15 protein-coding genes and 2 tRNA genes are annotated in these 17,310 nt (G+C 45.8%); all 17 read right to left on the bottom strand.

What is annotated here, in order from left to right:
* Positions 1-24: 24 nt before the first annotated feature.
* Positions 25-564, bottom strand: a complete 540-nt coding sequence (hpt, locus tag QYF49_RS25415) for a hypoxanthine phosphoribosyltransferase (RefSeq protein WP_290402344.1) — start codon at positions 562-564, stop codon at positions 25-27.
* 14 nt (positions 565-578) lie between these two features.
* Positions 579-1,979 carry a tRNA lysidine(34) synthetase TilS gene (gene tilS, locus QYF49_RS25410; RefSeq protein WP_290402343.1) on the bottom strand — a complete coding sequence of 467 codons (1,401 nt, stop codon included), beginning with the start codon at positions 1,977-1,979 and terminating at the stop codon, positions 579-581.
* A 122-nt stretch (positions 1,980-2,101) separates the two neighbouring features.
* On the bottom strand, positions 2,102-3,079 hold the full coding sequence (locus QYF49_RS25405; RefSeq protein ID WP_290402362.1) for a serine/threonine protein kinase: 978 nt from the start codon (positions 3,077-3,079) through the stop codon (positions 2,102-2,104).
* Entirely contained in the window at positions 3,045-3,791 is a 747-nt protein-coding gene (locus QYF49_RS25400) for a VWA domain-containing protein (RefSeq protein ID WP_290402361.1), read from the bottom strand. Before QYF49_RS25400 ends, QYF49_RS25405 begins: the two co-directional genes overlap by 35 nt.
* Before the next feature lie 94 nt (positions 3,792-3,885).
* Entirely contained in the window at positions 3,886-6,381 is a 2,496-nt protein-coding gene (gene spoIIE, locus QYF49_RS25395) for a stage II sporulation protein E (RefSeq protein ID WP_290402342.1), read from the bottom strand.
* A 189-nt stretch (positions 6,382-6,570) separates the two neighbouring features.
* Positions 6,571-6,645 (bottom strand) — tRNA-Glu (locus QYF49_RS25390).
* 24 nt (positions 6,646-6,669) lie between these two features.
* Positions 6,670-6,746 (bottom strand) — tRNA-Met (locus QYF49_RS25385).
* A gap of 338 nt (positions 6,747-7,084) precedes the next feature.
* The gene (locus tag QYF49_RS25380; RefSeq protein ID WP_290402341.1) at positions 7,085-7,576 is read right to left on the bottom strand and encodes a S1 domain-containing RNA-binding protein; all 492 of its coding nucleotides are present in this window, start codon (positions 7,574-7,576) and stop codon (positions 7,085-7,087) included.
* A gap of 66 nt (positions 7,577-7,642) precedes the next feature.
* Complete coding sequence (locus QYF49_RS25375; protein ID WP_290402340.1) at positions 7,643-8,023, bottom strand: FtsB family cell division protein; 381 nt, start codon at positions 8,021-8,023, stop codon at positions 7,643-7,645.
* A gap of 10 nt (positions 8,024-8,033) precedes the next feature.
* Complete coding sequence (gene yabQ / locus QYF49_RS25370) at positions 8,034-8,636, bottom strand: spore cortex biosynthesis protein YabQ (protein WP_290402339.1); 603 nt, start codon at positions 8,634-8,636, stop codon at positions 8,034-8,036.
* The gene (gene yabP / locus QYF49_RS25365) at positions 8,633-8,941 is read right to left on the bottom strand and encodes a sporulation protein YabP (protein WP_290402338.1); all 309 of its coding nucleotides are present in this window, start codon (positions 8,939-8,941) and stop codon (positions 8,633-8,635) included. Before yabP ends, yabQ begins: the two co-directional genes overlap by 4 nt.
* A 128-nt stretch (positions 8,942-9,069) precedes the next feature.
* Positions 9,070-9,351, bottom strand: coding sequence for an RNA-binding S4 domain-containing protein (locus QYF49_RS25360; protein ID WP_290402337.1), 282 nt, complete (start codon positions 9,349-9,351; stop codon positions 9,070-9,072).
* Positions 9,352-9,624 carry an HU family DNA-binding protein gene (locus QYF49_RS25355; RefSeq protein ID WP_290402336.1) on the bottom strand — a complete coding sequence of 91 codons (273 nt, stop codon included), beginning with the start codon at positions 9,622-9,624 and terminating at the stop codon, positions 9,352-9,354.
* Between the two features lie 117 nt (positions 9,625-9,741).
* Positions 9,742-11,193, bottom strand: coding sequence for a bifunctional methyltransferase/pyrophosphohydrolase YabN (gene yabN, locus QYF49_RS25350; protein WP_290402335.1), 1,452 nt, complete (start codon positions 11,191-11,193; stop codon positions 9,742-9,744).
* A gap of 1 nt (position 11,194) precedes the next feature.
* Positions 11,195-12,790, bottom strand: coding sequence for a putative polysaccharide biosynthesis protein (locus QYF49_RS25345; RefSeq protein ID WP_290402334.1), 1,596 nt, complete (start codon positions 12,788-12,790; stop codon positions 11,195-11,197).
* Positions 12,791-12,989: 199 nt separating this feature from the next.
* Positions 12,990-13,526, bottom strand: coding sequence for a stage V sporulation protein T (gene spoVT / locus QYF49_RS25340; RefSeq protein ID WP_290402333.1), 537 nt, complete (start codon positions 13,524-13,526; stop codon positions 12,990-12,992).
* A gap of 158 nt (positions 13,527-13,684) precedes the next feature.
* Positions 13,685-17,218 carry a transcription-repair coupling factor gene (mfd, locus tag QYF49_RS25335; protein WP_290402332.1) on the bottom strand — a complete coding sequence of 1,178 codons (3,534 nt, stop codon included), beginning with the start codon at positions 17,216-17,218 and terminating at the stop codon, positions 13,685-13,687.
* Between the last annotated feature and the right edge of the window lie 92 nt (positions 17,219-17,310).

Here is a 17,310-nt window from a genome sequence, read left to right as displayed (position 1 = left end):
TTGCATGTTAACAAATAAACAGGATTACTTTTCGTATACTTCAGGCTTCAGAACCCCGATATAAGGAAGGTTGCGGTACCGCTCGATATAGTCAAGCCCATAACCGACAACAAACGCATCCGGTACGATAAAACCAGTAAGATCCGGTTTGATATCGACCTTTCTGCCAGTCGGTTTATCCAGCAGTGTAACAATTTTAACCGAATTGGCATTACGGTGCTTGAAGAGCTGAACAAGATAACTTAACGTCAGACCGCTGTCTATAATATCTTCGACAATGATGACATCTCGTCCTTCAAGAGATGTATCGAGGTCCTTAATTATTTTAACTTCCCCTGAAGAAACAGTGGACGCCCCATAGCTTGAAACGGCCATCAGGTCTATTTCAAGGTGGATATCCATCCGTTTGATAAGATCAGCCATAAAAGGAAGGGCTCCTTTTAAAACTCCGACAACAAGCGGAAATCGATCTTGATAATCCTCTGATAATTGTTTTCCGAGATCCTTGATCTTTTCCTGGAGAACTTCCTCGGAAATTAATACTTCTTTAATTTCATCATGCATGCTGCTTTGGCCTCCTAGACGTCCTGGCAGAAATTTTGAAACTGTAAGACTAACCATTGCTTAGGTTCGCTTGAACGGGGGACGGCTGCATGCTTTATGCCCGGGATCCAGATAATGTTTCCCTTCCCGTCTTCCAGCACGGGCCATATCTCACGTTTATCCCTCTCAAGCTTCTGGTCGATAAATATATCTTTCACCTTCCGGGTTCCGTTTACCCCTTGGATGGCGATACGGTCACCAGGTTTACGAGTCCTCGCAATGATTGGCAAACTTACACTTTTAACATCACATACAAAAACATCTTTTCCCTTTTTTTCATCCGGATACTCTTCTTTATACTCAGCGGTGATCACTCCTGCAGGAAGATTGAGCGTTCCCGGGATTTTCAGCTCGATTTGATAGCCGCCTATCGTTTCAGCAGTCCCGAACGTCAGCCTGCACCGGTCATAGGAGCGGATCACCTGCAAACCGCGGGGAAAATCCAGCTTTCCAGACGGATGTTCACTTCCGAGTAAAGTTAAAAAGCTTTCCTTATGTAATGAGGAAAGAGATGAAGGTGTTTGCTTATATAGATAGTTTAATATTAGTGTAATCGCCCTTTTTTGTAAAGGAATAGGCATGCTGAGAAATTTAGCAGCCGAAACTTCAACCAACGATGCTTTTTTCACTGTTACAACAGTTTCCAGGCTTCTTTTTGCCTGTTCCATTAGATACGTTTCATCCTCATAAAAAGTTTCACTTATTTGCTGAAAACGAAGATGAACATTCGGATTCTCTTTTTTTAGAAAAGGGAGCACATGATGCCTGAACCGGTTTCTGACGTAGTCATCGCCTTCGTTGCTTGGATCCCTTCTCGGTAAAATCGTATGTACTTTACAATAATGCTCTATTTCGTCCTTCGTTATTCCTAAAAAAGGACGAATAATACACCGGCCTTCAAAAGAGCGTTTCGCCTGCATTCCGCCAAGCGCGGTTCCAGAGCCCCCCCTTGTCATCCGCATCAGTATGGTTTCCGTCTGATCATCCCCATGGTGAGCCAGGGCGAGTGAATCGGCCTTATGCTTTGCCATGACTTCGGCGTAAAAGGCATACCTGCACTCTCTTGCAGCCGATTGTGTGCTCGTCAATCGGTTCTCTTTTTTATAGGCGGCCACATCCAAACGTTTGCCCTCAAACTGAATATCATTCTCCCGGCAGTAGGACTGCACATACAAGAGGTCCTCAGCAGACTCGCTGCCTCGCAGCATATGGTCAACATGGGCCGCAATGATGTTAAGCTCGTCGCCCTTTCTGCGGTTCCAAAGATAGTGAAGAAGCGCCATAGAATCAGGGCCGCCGGATACACCGACAACAATGGTCTGTCCCGATTGGATCAGATGGTGCCTTTTAATGAATTGTTCAACTTCCTGCAGCATTCCCTTCTCTCCTCATCTTAAACGGATCAGCCTTGCTTGCCTTCGTCTAGTTAATTTCATGAATTCAGCCTCTCGGGTAGTATACCAAAAAAGGAGAACCCTGTAAGAAGTTGAAACTGCCGCTACATGGACTGGCTGACCAGATAAAACAGATAGACAATAAATAAAAATGAACCTAGCAGAACCGTTTCAAACATGACCGCTCTTTTCTTTTTTTTCTTTTTAACCCTCTGCCCGGATCGGCTGGCCGTCCGCTGTCCTTTTGCAGGAGGTGCCGACATTCTGCTTGTTCCCTTATTATTCAGGACGGAAACCATATCATTGCGCATCTCTTCGGCACTCCTGTATTTTCCGTACAAGCCTTTAAGGAGCACCGATTGAAATGGAGAAAGCATAGAACTGTTTTTAACCGCCTCTTTCAGCTGCCCCCCTCCATCCTTCCTTTTCTCAAACCGCTGGGGGTAAGCCAGATTGATCATAATCATGCTTGCTGCGAACAGATCATAGGACGGTTCCGCTTTTCGAGTACCAAGGCCCCAATAGCCCCGGTCAAAAAACTCCGTATATTCCTTGATCGAACGCCCGACTTGGGTGGTCCCTCCTACATCAATCCATCGGACGCGGTGCGGCGGCCCAACGACAAGCAGGTTGTCGGGCTTTAAATCACCAAAGACCCATCCAGCCTGATGAAGCATCTGAAGATCGGTTAGAAGCTGGACGAGCAAAATTCCCGCCCATTCAGGCTTATGGTCTTTCATGAACTGAAACAGCGTCTCGCCTTTTAAGAACTCCATCACATAAAAAGGGATCTGCTGCTGGCCGTGAACGAAATCATCCACATCGATTAAAGAAGGCCCAAGGATTTTTCCTTGGACCCTTGAAAAGTGCTTGAGCACATTGACTTCGGAAATAATCGCCATGCTGTCATGACCAGTTTTTACAGCGACCTGGCCATTTCTTCCGGAGGCAAGATAAACGGTGCCAGTTGCGCCCGAGCCCAGTTCTCTAATGATGGAATACTCGTTTCGGTGCCATTTGCCTGTAATCCGTTCACCGGCTCTGAGTTTAAAAACCTGACCCTTCGATGTATTCTTCATCATCACCGGTGATCAATCTCCTTTTTGAACGCCTGTTCGTGAATTCATTGATCGCGGCTTTTATGGCCGGACCGGTCGGGGTAATTCCCCCCGATGATAACTTGCTGAACGCACTGGTAATTGAATTTAGCTGAGGAGTCCAATCAATCAGCTTTTCGGTATCGTCCTTTTTGCCAGGGAACGAAAACAGAGCGAATTGATTGTAGCCCATTCTGGAATTCAGAGAGATGGAGAGGTCAATGAGCGATTCCTGTACGGTAGCCAGCTTTTTCTCCATGCTGCCGGACGCATCTACAAGGATGATCAGCTCCAGATCCATCGTTTCTCCGAGATCGTCAACCACCTCCATAACTTCCCCTCGTTTTTCAGGCGGAAGGTCCTCAATAGTCGAATCTTTTCCTAGAATCTGCTGAAGCTCGCTGTTGATGACGCCATGAATCGTCTGCGTCATCCCTTTTCTGGTAACCATCTGAACGGTCTGGGAAAGCTGTGCCGTGTACACGATCTGGCTGACACCGCCTCCTGACAAAGATATGTCCTCCACTTCTTTTAAGCCTTTATGAAGGTATTCAGGACTGTTTTCTTCCATTATGCCGATGACATTTACCGTGATGCCGTGTTCACGGGCAAGCGCTGCCATCGCAACCGGATCCTCACCCTGATTGGAGCAGCCATCCGTGATTAAAAGCACCTGGCGCAGTGTACCTTTCTTCAAATCCATATTTAAACGTCTCCTCTCATCATGTTTTTGCTGTTATCATCCTTGTCATCGATGAGAGGATTTATACTTTTATTCTTCTTTATCTTTCTTATTGAGCCTTCGGGCGTTTAATATTGATCTTCGGGAAATGAGGGATGGAAGCCCACTTCGGAATATTGCGGTTGATTTTAGCGACGACCACCGTCATATCATCTTCTATTGAATTGGATCCTGTACGAATGACTTCCTCCATCAGCAAGTCGGCGACTGCTTGGGGATCATCTGTCCCCATCTCTTTGATTTTCCGTTTCATCCATGCATTAATGTTCTCAACATGCTTAGGCCCTTCATAGATTCCGTCGCTCATCATGATGAGCAGATCCCCTGCCTTAAGCTGCTCACTGACCACATCCACTTCAAACTCTTCTATAATGCCGATCGGAAGGTTGCTCGCCTCAATGATCCTTACTTGGTCACCGCGCTTCACAAAGCTTGGCGAAGAGCCGATTTTCAAAAATTTCAGCGATGCGTCCTGAAGATCGATCATCGCCAGATCAAGGGTAGAAAAAATTTCGTCGGTTGTGCGAAGAGAAAGTACAGAATTGACCGACTTGATCGCTACTTCCTCATCAATTCCTGATTTTAAAATCTTTTGAAGCAGCTCCAATGTTTCATTGCTCTCCTTGAAGGCCCGCTCCCCGTTTCCCATACCGTCTGATATCGCGATCGCATATTTTCCGCCGCCGAGTTCGATGGTGGAATGGCAGTCTCCGGAAAGCCAAGCCCCGCCCTTCGCCGCAGAAGCGATGCCTGTCTCAATCACAAACTCGCGGGCCGATCCGAACGACACGTGACAGTAGCCGTTCTGGTAATAACCGCACTCCTCTTTTTTTACGACAATCGTCTCCTGAAGGATATCCGATAAAAGCGGGGCGATAATCTTTTCGCACTCCCCGCTGCCCTGGCAATACGGCAGGCTTAGTTCAATATCAACATTGGACGCCTCAAGGCTGTACACATCAATATGCCCCAGTTCAATGCCCGCATGAAGGATTGCCTCTTTAATCTGCCCCTCCTGTACCTGGTGATTGGCATGTTCCCGCTGGATTTCCTTCGCAAAGTCCCCCATGACCTGCGAAACGCCGAGCAGTTGATTGGCAACGAGCTTCCGGCTTTCCTGCACCTGCTGCTTTAGCTTCTGGCTCGCTCGATACTGAGAAAGCTCTTTCGCGATGGCTTCTGTGATCTTTTGCGGCTTCACACAATGTTTTTCCCATTCCAGTTTAAGGCGCCGGTCCCTTATTTCTTGATAATGTTCCTGCTCGGTCATAATTTGGGACATCATCTCATACGTTTTAGTAAAATTAACCGCCCAGCACTGTTCCTTCTTAAAACAAGTCTGGCACGTTTTCTCTGTGATATTGCTTAAGAACAAATCAACTTCACGGTCGCTGCTCTCTTCATATTCATCTTCTCCATAAGATGAGAAGGAATGAGAGAGCGCCTGAAACATGGAAGAAAACTGTTCCACACGATTCGCTGTCACATCTCTGATTTTCTTTACATATTGCTGCTGTTCGTTCGAATGCTCCCGGGATCCGGGCACATAGCGCGCAATGCCTGAGATTGCAGCATTAGGAGTAAGCAAAAACAACGCGATCGCGATCGCGGACTCTATCATGGTTTGAACAATGGCCACATTACCTTCCCCATACAGTCCAATCAGCAGAGTACCTATCAGAAGGCCGACTCCGACACCCAGCCGCTTCCCTTCCTTCAGCAGCCCGCCAAGCAGTCCGGCAAAAGCAAGCAGGCTCATCTGATAGAGGCTTCCTACATTCGCCAGGCTTAAGATTAACCCTGTGACGACGCCGACCGTTGAGCCGATCGCCGCTCCGCCGACAAACGCGAACATCAGAACTAAATATCTCGATACGATATGTTCAACCGAATAATGGTGTATTTCCCATCCGATGGTCCCGGTCATGACAGAAGCCAGCAGTATCATAAAACAAATAATTTCTTCATTCTTTAACGATTGAGGAATACGCTTGAAGTTTAAGAGAGGAATGCTTTGCAAAAAGATTAAGGTCAGTACCATGCCAAGTGCGGCTTCAACCGTCCCCATCATGTACTCACTGATCTGCGGAACTCCAGAAGTAAAGAAAATCGTCAACAGCCTGGCGGTTAAGCTTGTCATGAATACGACAGCCGGTACCCATCTCGCCCGGTTCTTTGTCAGCAGGTCAGCGGCTTTCTGATAGACAGCATAGATAATGACGCCTGTTATTATGTACAATGCATTGATGGGCATATGGGAAAGCGCACCGGCCACCAATGATAAAATGGCCATGCCTGTCCGTTCCTTCCGCAAGATGAACACTGACGCGATCAGCGGCAGCGCAAAAGGTGTTATTTCTGATAGAATCATAGCCCGTCCAAGTAAAAATCCAACCGCGAACAACAACAGTCTCCAGTTCAAGAGCACACTTTCCAGTCTGTGCATGAAGCGTTTACTCATACCGATTGAAAGATTCTGCGTTTTCTCCAACCAAACCATCGCCCGAAGAGGTTCCATTACATTTCTGTCCGCCTTTTGATACATCCTCCACACCACCCCGTTTAGTTTTTGTGTGTATCATTATAACCACAGCCGATTCACATTTTTTGTCAAATCATTAGAGGATGTTCAAAAAACTTCTCGACGAACAAATACAAAAAACCCTGTATTTAGGACAAATGCTTTTTCATCGCATTTGTCCCCAAAAATACAGGGTGAATAATTATAAGTAAATGGTGACCCGTACGGGATTCGAACCCGTGTTACCGCCGTGAAAGGGCGGTGTCTTAACCGCTTGACCAACGGGCCCTCTTCATTTTTTGCAGAAAAACATGGTAGCGGCGGAGGGAGTCGAACCCACGACCTCACGGGTATGAACCGTACGCTCTAGCCAGCTGAGCTACACCGCCATGTTAAAGACACAAATAGTATATTACAAGAATCCTAGTAACCTGTCAACGTTTTTTCATAAAAAGATAAAAAGAAAAGGTGAAGTGACCGGCTAGACTCGACAAGCGCTGGAGTTCTAGAGCATAAAACGGATTTTTTGTTTTCTGCTCAAGAGCGGAGCGACCCCGAGGGTCTGGTCACTGGAGCTGGACAAAACAAGAAAAGATGAAACTGGATCAAATGAACAGATGAGAAGCCGATTGTCCTGAATTCCTCAAAAAGAAAAGACATCCCGTTGTGAGATGTCTGTATATTTATATAAGGTTGTGAAGCTTGAGCATTCGGAATCAGCAGCCTATTAGCCTCGGCGAGCTCCGCGTCCGCCGCGTTTTGACTCAGTTTGGCGTTTCAATGTTGCCAGACGGTCTTCACTGTCTTTTAAGAATTTACTCATTTTATCTTCAAATGTTACAGCCGTGTTAAAACCACCGTTGCCGCGAGGGGAACCTTTGCGCTGTTTGTTGAATCCGCCTTTAGATGGGCCGAAACCGCCGCTTTTCGGTGCACCAAAGTTTCCTTTGTTTGCTCCGTAGCTGTTTCTCATCGGCGCAGGGTTATCCTTTGCTTTTTTAATGGACAAGCCGATTTTGCCGTCTTTTTCAATATTCATGACTTTAACTTCGACTTCATCCCCGACTTTTAAGTGGTCGTTGATGTCCTTAACATAGTTGTCTGCAACTTCACTAATGTGCACAAGTCCGGTTGTTCCTCCTGGCAGCTCGACAAACGCTCCAAAATGAGTAATCCCTGTAACCTTACCTTGCAACTTGCTGCCTACTTCAATTGACATGAAGAAAATGCTCCTCCTTAGGTATTCATAAGTTTACTTTATTATACATGTGAAAAATTCATGATGTCAATCCGACGAAGACCCAGGTACTTTAAATACGGTCTCACCCTTCTTTGACATAAAATAATCACGTCTTGCAATCTCGCCGATATAATCAACGTCTTTTAGTTTATGCACTTCATCTTTTAATTGTGACTTCTTATCCTTTGTCTCCACTAATTTGGCCTTCAGGTATTTCTCCTGCTTTCCTTTTTCCTCAATAGTGGCCATCTGGGAAGTGATGGTTGAGATCAGCATAAAGGCAAAGAAGGAAAAAACCACCATAAAAACCGCCAGGCGCCGATACAATCCACGTTTTTTCTTCGCGTCGATCTTTTGCTGGAGATGATGTTCTTTAACGTAGCCCGTATTTAATTCAGTGATATTCTCTTTATTAAACTGGACCATGTCCACCCTCCTATTTCTCCTGTTTGCGGAACCAATTTTTGACTGTATTCTTCAGAGAAATAAGAATCCCTGCTTTTTTTAGCCATTTACCTTTTAAATTATACCATGTTTGCATGGGAATGAAACGTGAAATCAGTCTAAATAACCATTTTATTGGAGAGAAAATAATCTTCAGCAGGGTGAAAACAATGGCCCATATCCATCTTGACGCCAATAGCCCTATGGCAAAAATGATAGAAATTGCCCATTTTATAGGTTTTATGATAAGTCCATAGAAAAGCTGTATGAAAAAGCGGAACAATTTTGTGACGATGCGGATCAGCAATTCCAGCAAACGTTTATAGCCAGTTTGAAGCAAGGCCTTATAAAAACTGAAGCCGCACAATAGAGCCGCAAAAATATACAAACGGAGATTGGCATGGTTCACATGAAGCAGAACATAAAAGACAATCAAGGCCTGCAGAAGCCAGAAAATCACATCATTGATAAAGTGCAGCCAGTACCATTTTCGGCGTTCATGGACGAAACGGCCATACGTGTCAATGGCCATCCCGATCCATATCCCCATGGCTGCCATGGACAGCATCGTCTGAAATTGAACAGATAAGGTCATTTGAAAAGCTTGCCGAAAAATCCTTTAGTTTTTTCCCCGCTCTGCTGGTCAAGATAAACAAGGTCGAATACTTTCCCTTCTATGGACACCATGCCGGATTCCACATCCAGATTTTTCATCTTCAGGTTGGTTCCACGGATCGCCAAAAAGCCCATTGTCGTTTCCAGGAGAAACTCTTCGTTGTCAAAACTTTCCACCTGCTTGACACCGGTGATCTCAAGTTTTTTCCGGCCGACCATCTTCACATCGTGATCCGGAAGATTCGTATTGCTAGTCAAGGAGCCATAGTTATGATATTGGTCCATTCTAATCCCCCTCTTTCGCTTTATGTTTATGAAAAGAGGGACAACTTTAGAACAGCGATGAAAACAAGAAATTCGTTTTCGGCCTTCCTCTGTAAATTGAAATCATTTATAGAACAAAAAAGAAGAACCTAAAACTTAGGTTCTTCTTCCGTTGATTGAAGTGATTCCTCATTGATGATGGTATACATTTGGTCAGCGTCCTCTTTTTTCGTGTGTTCCTTCAGCTCGTCTACACGGACGGTGACAAGCTTTTGCCCGAAACGGATCGAGAGCTCGTCACCCGCTTTTAAAACCGAAGAGGATTTCGCCTGTTTGCCGTTGATGGCGATACGGCCTTGATCGGAAATTTCTTTTGCTACCGTCCTTCTTTTAATCAGACGGGAGACTTTAAGAAATTTATCAAGACGCATTTACTTTACAGCTTCCTTTAGCTTGTTGCCAGGACGGAAAGCCGGAACTGTAGAAGCAGGAATATTAATTTCTTCTCCAGTTTGGGGATTGCGCCCCGTACGGCTTGAACGCTCTCTTGTTTCAAACGTTCCGAATCCGACAAATTGTACTTTGTCTCCGCTTTTCAACGCATTTGTAATCTCATCAACAAGACCGCTTACTACCACTTCAACGTCTTTCTTTGTTAAACCTGATTTCTCAGCAATATTTGTGACTAATTCATTTCTGTTCATTTTAAAAAAACCTCCTTCGTCATTCTTTCAAAAGATTCGGGGAAAGTCCAGAAAACTTAAGGGTTCTGCTGGCTCTCGAACAATATTCTCTAAGAAAAAACAGATTCCTTCCGGGTTTTACAAATTTTCTTTTGCCTGATTCCAGAGCTTGTCCATCTTTTCAAGAGAAGCATCCCCAGGAGCTAACCCTTCTTTGTTTAATTCGTTTTCAATATAGCGAAAACGGGTGTAGAACTTTTGATTCGTCATAGCCAGGGCCTCTTCCGGATGAATGCCGTAGAAACGCCCAAGGTTTACCAAGGTGAACAGGATGTCACCGAATTCCTTTTTGCGTTCATCGTCCGATTCCGCGGCCTTCCATTCATCGAACTCCTCCCTGAGTTTATCTAATATAGGCGTGACTTCATCCCAGTCAAAGCCGGCCTTCGCCGCTTTTTTCTGATAATCATAAGCTTTATGTAGAGCAGGAAGCCCTTTAGCGACCCCATCCAGCAGTGAGCGGCGGTGCTCATTGCCTTTCTCAGCGGACTTGATCTTATCCCAATTTTGAAGCACTTCATCCGCTGTGTCGGCCTCCACGTCACCGAACACATGCGGGTGGCGCCTGATCATCTTTTCCGCGAGGACAGAGATTACTTCGTCCATTGAAAAATATCCTTCATCTTCACCGATCTGGGCATGCAGCAGGACTTGGAGAAGAACATCACCCAATTCCTCTGCCAGATGGTCATCATCTTCTTCATCGATTGCTTCCAGTACTTCATAGGATTCCTCGATCAAATACTTTTTCAGTGACTGGTGTGTCTGCTTTTTATCCCAAGGACAGCCGTTTGGCCCGCGTAACTCTTTAATAATCCCGCGGAGATGCTCAAAATCCCGATACAGCATCTCCTCATGATCTACCGGAGGAACATAGACGGCAGTCAGGTTGTTGAGCGTTACCGAACGGTCAAGCTCATAAAGCGGAACCCATTGAATGGATTCCCCGGCACTTCCTGCAGCCGTAACAACAGCCACCTTAAAGTCATCAGGATACTTTTCCATTAACGTCAGTTTCACTTCAGAAGCAATGAAATCGTCGTAAACTTGAACGATGATGACGTGGTTTCGAATCTGAATCTGTTCCTTTTTCAAGCTGGTTCCATCCAAAATCTGGCACCCTTCGATCGGGTCAATTTTTAGAGCTGTATACATCTCATCCAGGAAGCTTTTTCCCCCTGCCACTTTCACTTCAATACCGCGGCTGTCCGCTTCGTTCAACAGCAGCTGTACCGTTTGCTCTGCAACCAGTGGATGGCCGGGCACTGCATAGGTTATATGGCCGGAAGATGCTTTTTCAAATAACACCGAGGTGATCTCACGATAAACTTCTTCAAAAGCATCATGTTTTTCATAAATATCATCAAAGAAAGTCATGCTGACGCCTTCCCGCTCCAGCTCAGAAACAGCCGGATGGTCTTTTGTACGGACGTAGACATGCTGTGACTGAAGCAGCGTTCGGTATACACCGACCGTAAGCTGGTGTATATCCCCTGCTCCCAGTCCAAGTATTGTAATAGAGTAAGGCATATTAACTCCTTCTTTCTGTCCATCGTTTCAGCACATGCTGTAATTTTTGCAGTCTAGGGATGCTTACCAGTTCTTCTGCCTCAATTACCTTCGCTGTGGTGAGTGCCGCCAGAAGAGCGATCCCCCCTCCTGCACTGGCAGCGATCGAAATGACAGCATCAGAAATCCTGGATTCCGCCAGCACCTGATCCAGGCCTGACTTAATGAGCCATGCAGCCAATGACATTACAGCCGCGGCCCCTCCAATGCGTATCCCATGAAATTTTCCTGCAGCAGCAAATGCCGTTTTTCTTTCCAAAATAACAAGGTTTATTGCTGCGGCGGCTACGGATGCAAGTACAGTGGCAAAGCTTGCACCCAAAGAACCCCATAATGGCATGAGGACAAAGTTCCCTGTGATTTTTGCGATAAAAGAAGCGGATACGCTCATCACTGGAACCGTACTGCATCCTAACCCCTGCAAAAGGCCGGTGGATACAAGGAAAAGTGAAACGGTCAAGATCGAGATTCCAAGGACTGCCATCTCAAGTGACCCCTCAGTACTTTCAAAAAGCATTCGGTTTACAGGTTCGATGATCACGGCTAGTCCTGCCGCTGCTGCCAGACCGATAATAAAAACAGCCTTGATGGAAATCCCGCATGTCTTTTGAATTCGTCCATAGTCCATGTGCATTTTTGCAGAGGCAACGGCTGGAACAGCTGCAAGTGAAACAGAAGTAGCTATGACGGTACCCAGCTGAAGAAGCGGCTGAGCTCTGTCAAAGATCCCTTTTAGGCTCCTCGCTTCCGCTGGGTCCATGCCATTTTGCCGCAATAGATTAACGAACGTAAACGCATCCGCCAGCTGAAACAAAAGCAGGATCATGGAGCTGATTGATAGAAGAATACCCGCTGAGAGCAGCTGAAAGCCAGTCTGTATGGAAGGCTTTAACCCTATGGTCCATCCTTTTTTCCGATTTTCAGACCTGTAGAAATAGATAGCCATAACGAGCAGCCCTGCTAGAGAACCGGCTACAGAACCTATCGAAGCCCCTGCACCCGCCATATATACATTGTAGCCATGTGATATAAAATAATATGAAAATCCAATGATACAAGCCACCCGGACCGACTGTTCCGTTACCTGGGAAACAGCGGTCTGTTTCATTTGTTCACACCCTTGAAAGATTCCCCTGAACACCGCCACAATGGGTACGGTCAAGTAAATAAATGAGGTTGCCTGTATCGGAACTTGAAGCCCGGGGTCCCCCATCCAGAAAGCGATCTTAGCTGACCCCAAAAACAAAACAAGAAACAAGAGCAGCCCCGCTGCAAAAAATGCGGTAAACCCACTCTGAATAATGGTTCCCCGCTCTGTATCTCCAAGGTTATCTGACCTTTCAGAGAGCACTCGGGAAAGAGCAACAGGAAACCCTGCAAGTGCAAACGTTGATGCGATGCCGTAGAACGGATACACCTGCTGAAACACATAAAATCCAGTATCCCCTGTTATATTTTGATAAGGAATGCGGTAAACCACACTTAAAATTTTTACGATGAACATAGCGATGGTCAATAAAAGCGCTCCATGCCATATCCGTTTTGAATGTTCGTCCATACCTGCTCCTAACCATGGTTCTAACGACATATTATAACATAGATAGAAAAGCTGAAGCGCCTGGTTAGAGACGAAAAGCGGTGGAGCTCCCACACAGCAAGTGTGAGAGCGTAGTGCCCGAGTCTCTGGGCGGTGAAGCTGGGTCAGGCAACGGCGCGATCGTTAACGCAAAAAAAGAAGGAGCCTCGGCATCCTTCTTTTAGTGTTCCATTTGTCTGGCTAGAAACCCTGCTGCAGTTTCTGCAAGCTTTTGCTCGAGTTCTGTGATTTTCTTTCCTTCTTTCGACAGTAAAGCAACGGCTCCAATTGGATCCCCGCTCGCTACGATCGGTGCGATAACGTAAGATGATGATTCTCTCGTTCCATCCACAATCTCTACTTCACTGCCATTGGAATCGAGCAACGATTTTCTGTCGTTCATTGAGGATTCAATCACTTTCCCGATCGCTTTGTTCAGATAGTCCTTCTTTGATCCCCCTGCTACTGCAATAAAGGAATCACGGTCAGCAATAAGAACGGAATGCCCTGAACTTTCAGCCAAGGATTCTGCGTATTCTTTTGCAAAATCACCGAGCTCATTGATCGGCGAATATTTCTTTAAGATGACTTCACCATCTCTATCTACAAAGATTTCTAGAGGATCTCCCTCTCTGATGCGGAGCGTGCGGCGGATCTCTTTCGGTATAACAACCCGGCCAAGGTCATCGATACGGCGTACAATGCCTGTTGCTTTCATGGAATAATGCCCTCGCTTTCAAATGATGTAATCACTGGATGTATATAATAAATGAAACCTTCTTTTGAAGATTGTTCCATTCCCTGCTAGTATTATTTGTTACATTAACAGTTCTATTCATCAAAAGCGTGTTGTTTTTGGCCGGGCATTATTTTCCACTACGATCTTGTCTTCGCTTTGTCCTTTTTGACACTTTTCAGTTTCTTCAGCACCTGCTCCATCGCCTGGAGGAGTTCTTTATCAGAGATGCGTTTTTTGTTGAATACGATTTTGAGTCTTTCTTTTTCTACACCAAGATTAATAAATCTGCCGAGCTTGTTCACAATATCAAACAGCTTCGCACCGTCAGTTTTCTCTGTTGCTTCCTTCGACAGCATGATGTTGACGACATCACCTTTTTGTTCGATACTGTCCACGCTTTCCTGTTTGGCGAGTTCCTTGATCCGGGCGATAAACAGCAAGCACTCCACTTCAACCGGATAGTCTCCGAAACGGTCGATCAGGCTGTCATGCAGTTCATCCACATCCTTCAGTGAGTTAACTGCCTTAAATTGCTTATACATGTCAATTTTTTGTTTGCTGTCTTCTATATAGGTTGAAGGAATATAGGCGTCCACTTCAATATTAATGTCGATCACTGGCGTCGTTTTCTTCGGTTTATCCCCTTTTCTTTCTTCAATGGCCTCCTGCAGCATCTGAGAATAGAGGTCGAAACCTACCGAGTCGATGAAGCCGTGCTGCTGAGCTCCCAGCAGGTTTCCCGCTCCCCTGATCGACAGGTCACGCATGGCAATTTTAAAGCCTGAACCAAGCTCTGTGAATTCCTTGATCGCCTGAAGTCTTTTTTCAGCTACTTCCGTAAGAATTTTATCCCGCTGATACGTAAAATACGCATAGGCCACCCGGTTGGAACGTCCAACCCGCCCCCTTAATTGATAGAGCTGGGATAGGCCCATTTTGTCAGCATCATATACGATCAATGTATTTACGTTCGGGATGTCAACACCCGTTTCGATAATGGTCGTAGAGACAAGAACATCGGTGTTGCCCTCAAGAAAGTCCAGCATGACCGATTCCAGTTCGTTCTCTGACATCTGTCCATGGGCTGCAGCTACACGGACATCAGGAATCAAAGCGGATATCTGTTCTGCCATCCTGTCGATCGTTTCTACACGGTTATACAAGAAGTAAACCTGGCCTCCGCGCCCCAGTTCCCGTTCGATGGCTTCTCTCACAAGGGAGGCGTTATATTCCACCACATACGTCTGGACAGGGAAACGGTTTTCAGGCGGTGTTTCAATGACCGATAAATCCCGTACCCCGAGCATCGACATATGAAGTGTCCTCGGTATTGGTGTCGCAGTTAAAGTCAGTACATCGACATTGGATTTCAGCCGTTTGATCTTCTCTTTATGAGTAACACCAAACCTCTGTTCCTCATCAATAATAAGCAGCCCAAGGTCATGATACTGAACATCCTTGGATAGTAAGCGGTGGGTACCGATCACGATATCAACGGTTCCGTTCTTCAGCCCTTTTGTCACTTCCGACTGTTCCTTTTTGGAACGAAATCGGCTCAATGATCCAATGGTAATCGGAAACTCTGCAAAACGTTCACGGAAGGTTTCATAGTGCTGCTGAGCCAAAATCGTAGTTGGGACAAGAAATGCCACCTGCTTGCCGTCCATGACCGCTTTAAAAGCTGCCCGGATCGCCACCTCGGTTTTTCCGTAGCCGACATCACCGCAAAGAAGGCGGTCCATCGGGCGTGTTCGTTCCATATCCGTTTTGATCTCGTTGATCGCCCTAAGCTGATCGTCCGTTTCCTGATAAGGAAAAGAAGACTCAAATTCCTGCTGCTCCGCTCCGTCTTTTCCGAACGCATAGCCGACACTGGCTTCTCGCTCAGCATAAAGCTTGATCAAGTCATCCGCAATATCCTGTACAGAAGATTTAACTTTGCTTTTGACTTTCTTCCAGTCATTGCCGCCCAAAGCATAGATTTTCGGTTCCTTCGCTTCTGAACCGACAAACTTCTGCACCTGGTCGATCTGCTCGACCGGCACATAGAGCTTGTCATTTCCGGCGTAGCGAATATGAAGATAATCTTTATGGACCCCCTTGATTTCAAGAGTTTCAATTCCCAAGTACTTCCCGATCCCGTGATTGACGTGTACGACGTAGTCGCCGACTTTAAGCTCTGAGTAGCTTTTGATCCGCTCTGCATTTGACATTTTTTGAGAGCGAACGGGACGCCTTGCTTTCTTTGTAAAGACCTCTTCTTCTGTGATGACGGCGAGCTTCTGTTTTGGAGATTCAAACCCGCTCGACAAGTCACCGATCAAAATTTGATTCACTCTAGGCTTCAGTGCTGTATCACCGGAGATCAGGCTCGCTTCCATCTCGTAATCAGCCAATACACGTTCCAGACGCTTGGCGCGTTCCTCGTTCGCCGCCAGGAAGACAACCGTGTATCCTGTCTTCTTCCACCGATCCAATTCACCTTTCAGCACATGAAGCTGGCCATGAAAATTCTGCATTCCTTTGATTTCGACATTTAAAATATTCTGCGGATTCGTATGCGGTACATGGCGAAGGAAAAGCGAAAGATAGATTTTGTGGAAGTTCGCCTTCTGCAGGATATCACCCTCCTGTGATAAACGGATATCTGTCAAGATCTCTCCCTGCATTAGCATCGAAGTATGCCATTCTGCCTCTTCTTTTTCAAGCTGATTCGACATCTCCTGAACACGGCTCACTTCATCCATTACGATAATACTGTTATTCGGCACGTAATCCAGCAGACTGGCAGGCTCATCATAAAATAAAGAAATATATTTATACATCCCTTGGAAGCGCTGCTTTTCTTTAAATTGGCCAATTTCATAGGCTGTATGTTCAACTAGCGTTTCTTTGACATGCTTGTCTTTCACCTTTTTAAGAGTAGCGGCCACTCCCGCTTCCATCTTTTCAACGGCATTTTCAAATTGTTCATTGTAGAGCAGAATCTCCTGTGCAGGCCCGATTGATATTTTATCGGCCTTTTTGTCAGAACGCTGCGTATCCGCTTCAAAAAAGCGGATTGAATCGATTTCCGTATCAAACAGCTCGATTCGGACTGGCATTCTTTCGGTTAGCGGATAGATATCCAGAATTCCTCCGCGCATGCTGAACTCGCCTGGTGCCGACACCATGCTTACCCTTTCGTACCCTATGGCCACGAGAGTGTTTAATACGTGCTCAACATCAATGTCCATTCCCGTTTCAAAATCAATCTGGCTTTGTTTCCATACATTTTTCGGCGGCAGAAATCTTCTGACACCTGCAATCGGAGCTATAATAACGCCTTTATCCTTGTGAGACAAAAAGTTCAGTACCTCTAACCGCTGAGCTTTTAACTCCGGACTGGCAATTGCGATTTCTGAAGAGATCAAATCATTGACCGGATAGAGAAAAACCTCATCTTCCGGAAGCAGGCTGCATAGGTCTTCATAAAGCTTTTGAGCCTGATAGAGATTATGAGTGATAACAAACTGTGTTTGTCCGGTCTGCTCATATAATGAGGCAATCAGCAGCGTTCTGGCGGATCCGGATAATCCTGCAACAAGCTGCTCCTTCAGGTTTTCCTTTAAACCAGTCAGTACAGCATGAAAATCATCGCTCTTGCTGTAGAGCTGTTTAAGTCCTAACATGTAAACCTCCCCCCTGATGAAATACAAACCCGCGTATTCCTCAGTACTATGTTGTATATGCTTACTGTTCGTGTTTCTTGCTCTTTTCCCGT

The organism is Fictibacillus terranigra, from assembly GCF_030412265.1.
GTDB classification, from domain to species: Bacteria; Bacillota; Bacilli; order Bacillales; family Fictibacillaceae; genus Fictibacillus_C; species Fictibacillus_C terrinigri.
This window is presented reverse-complemented; position numbering and strand designations above follow the sequence as displayed.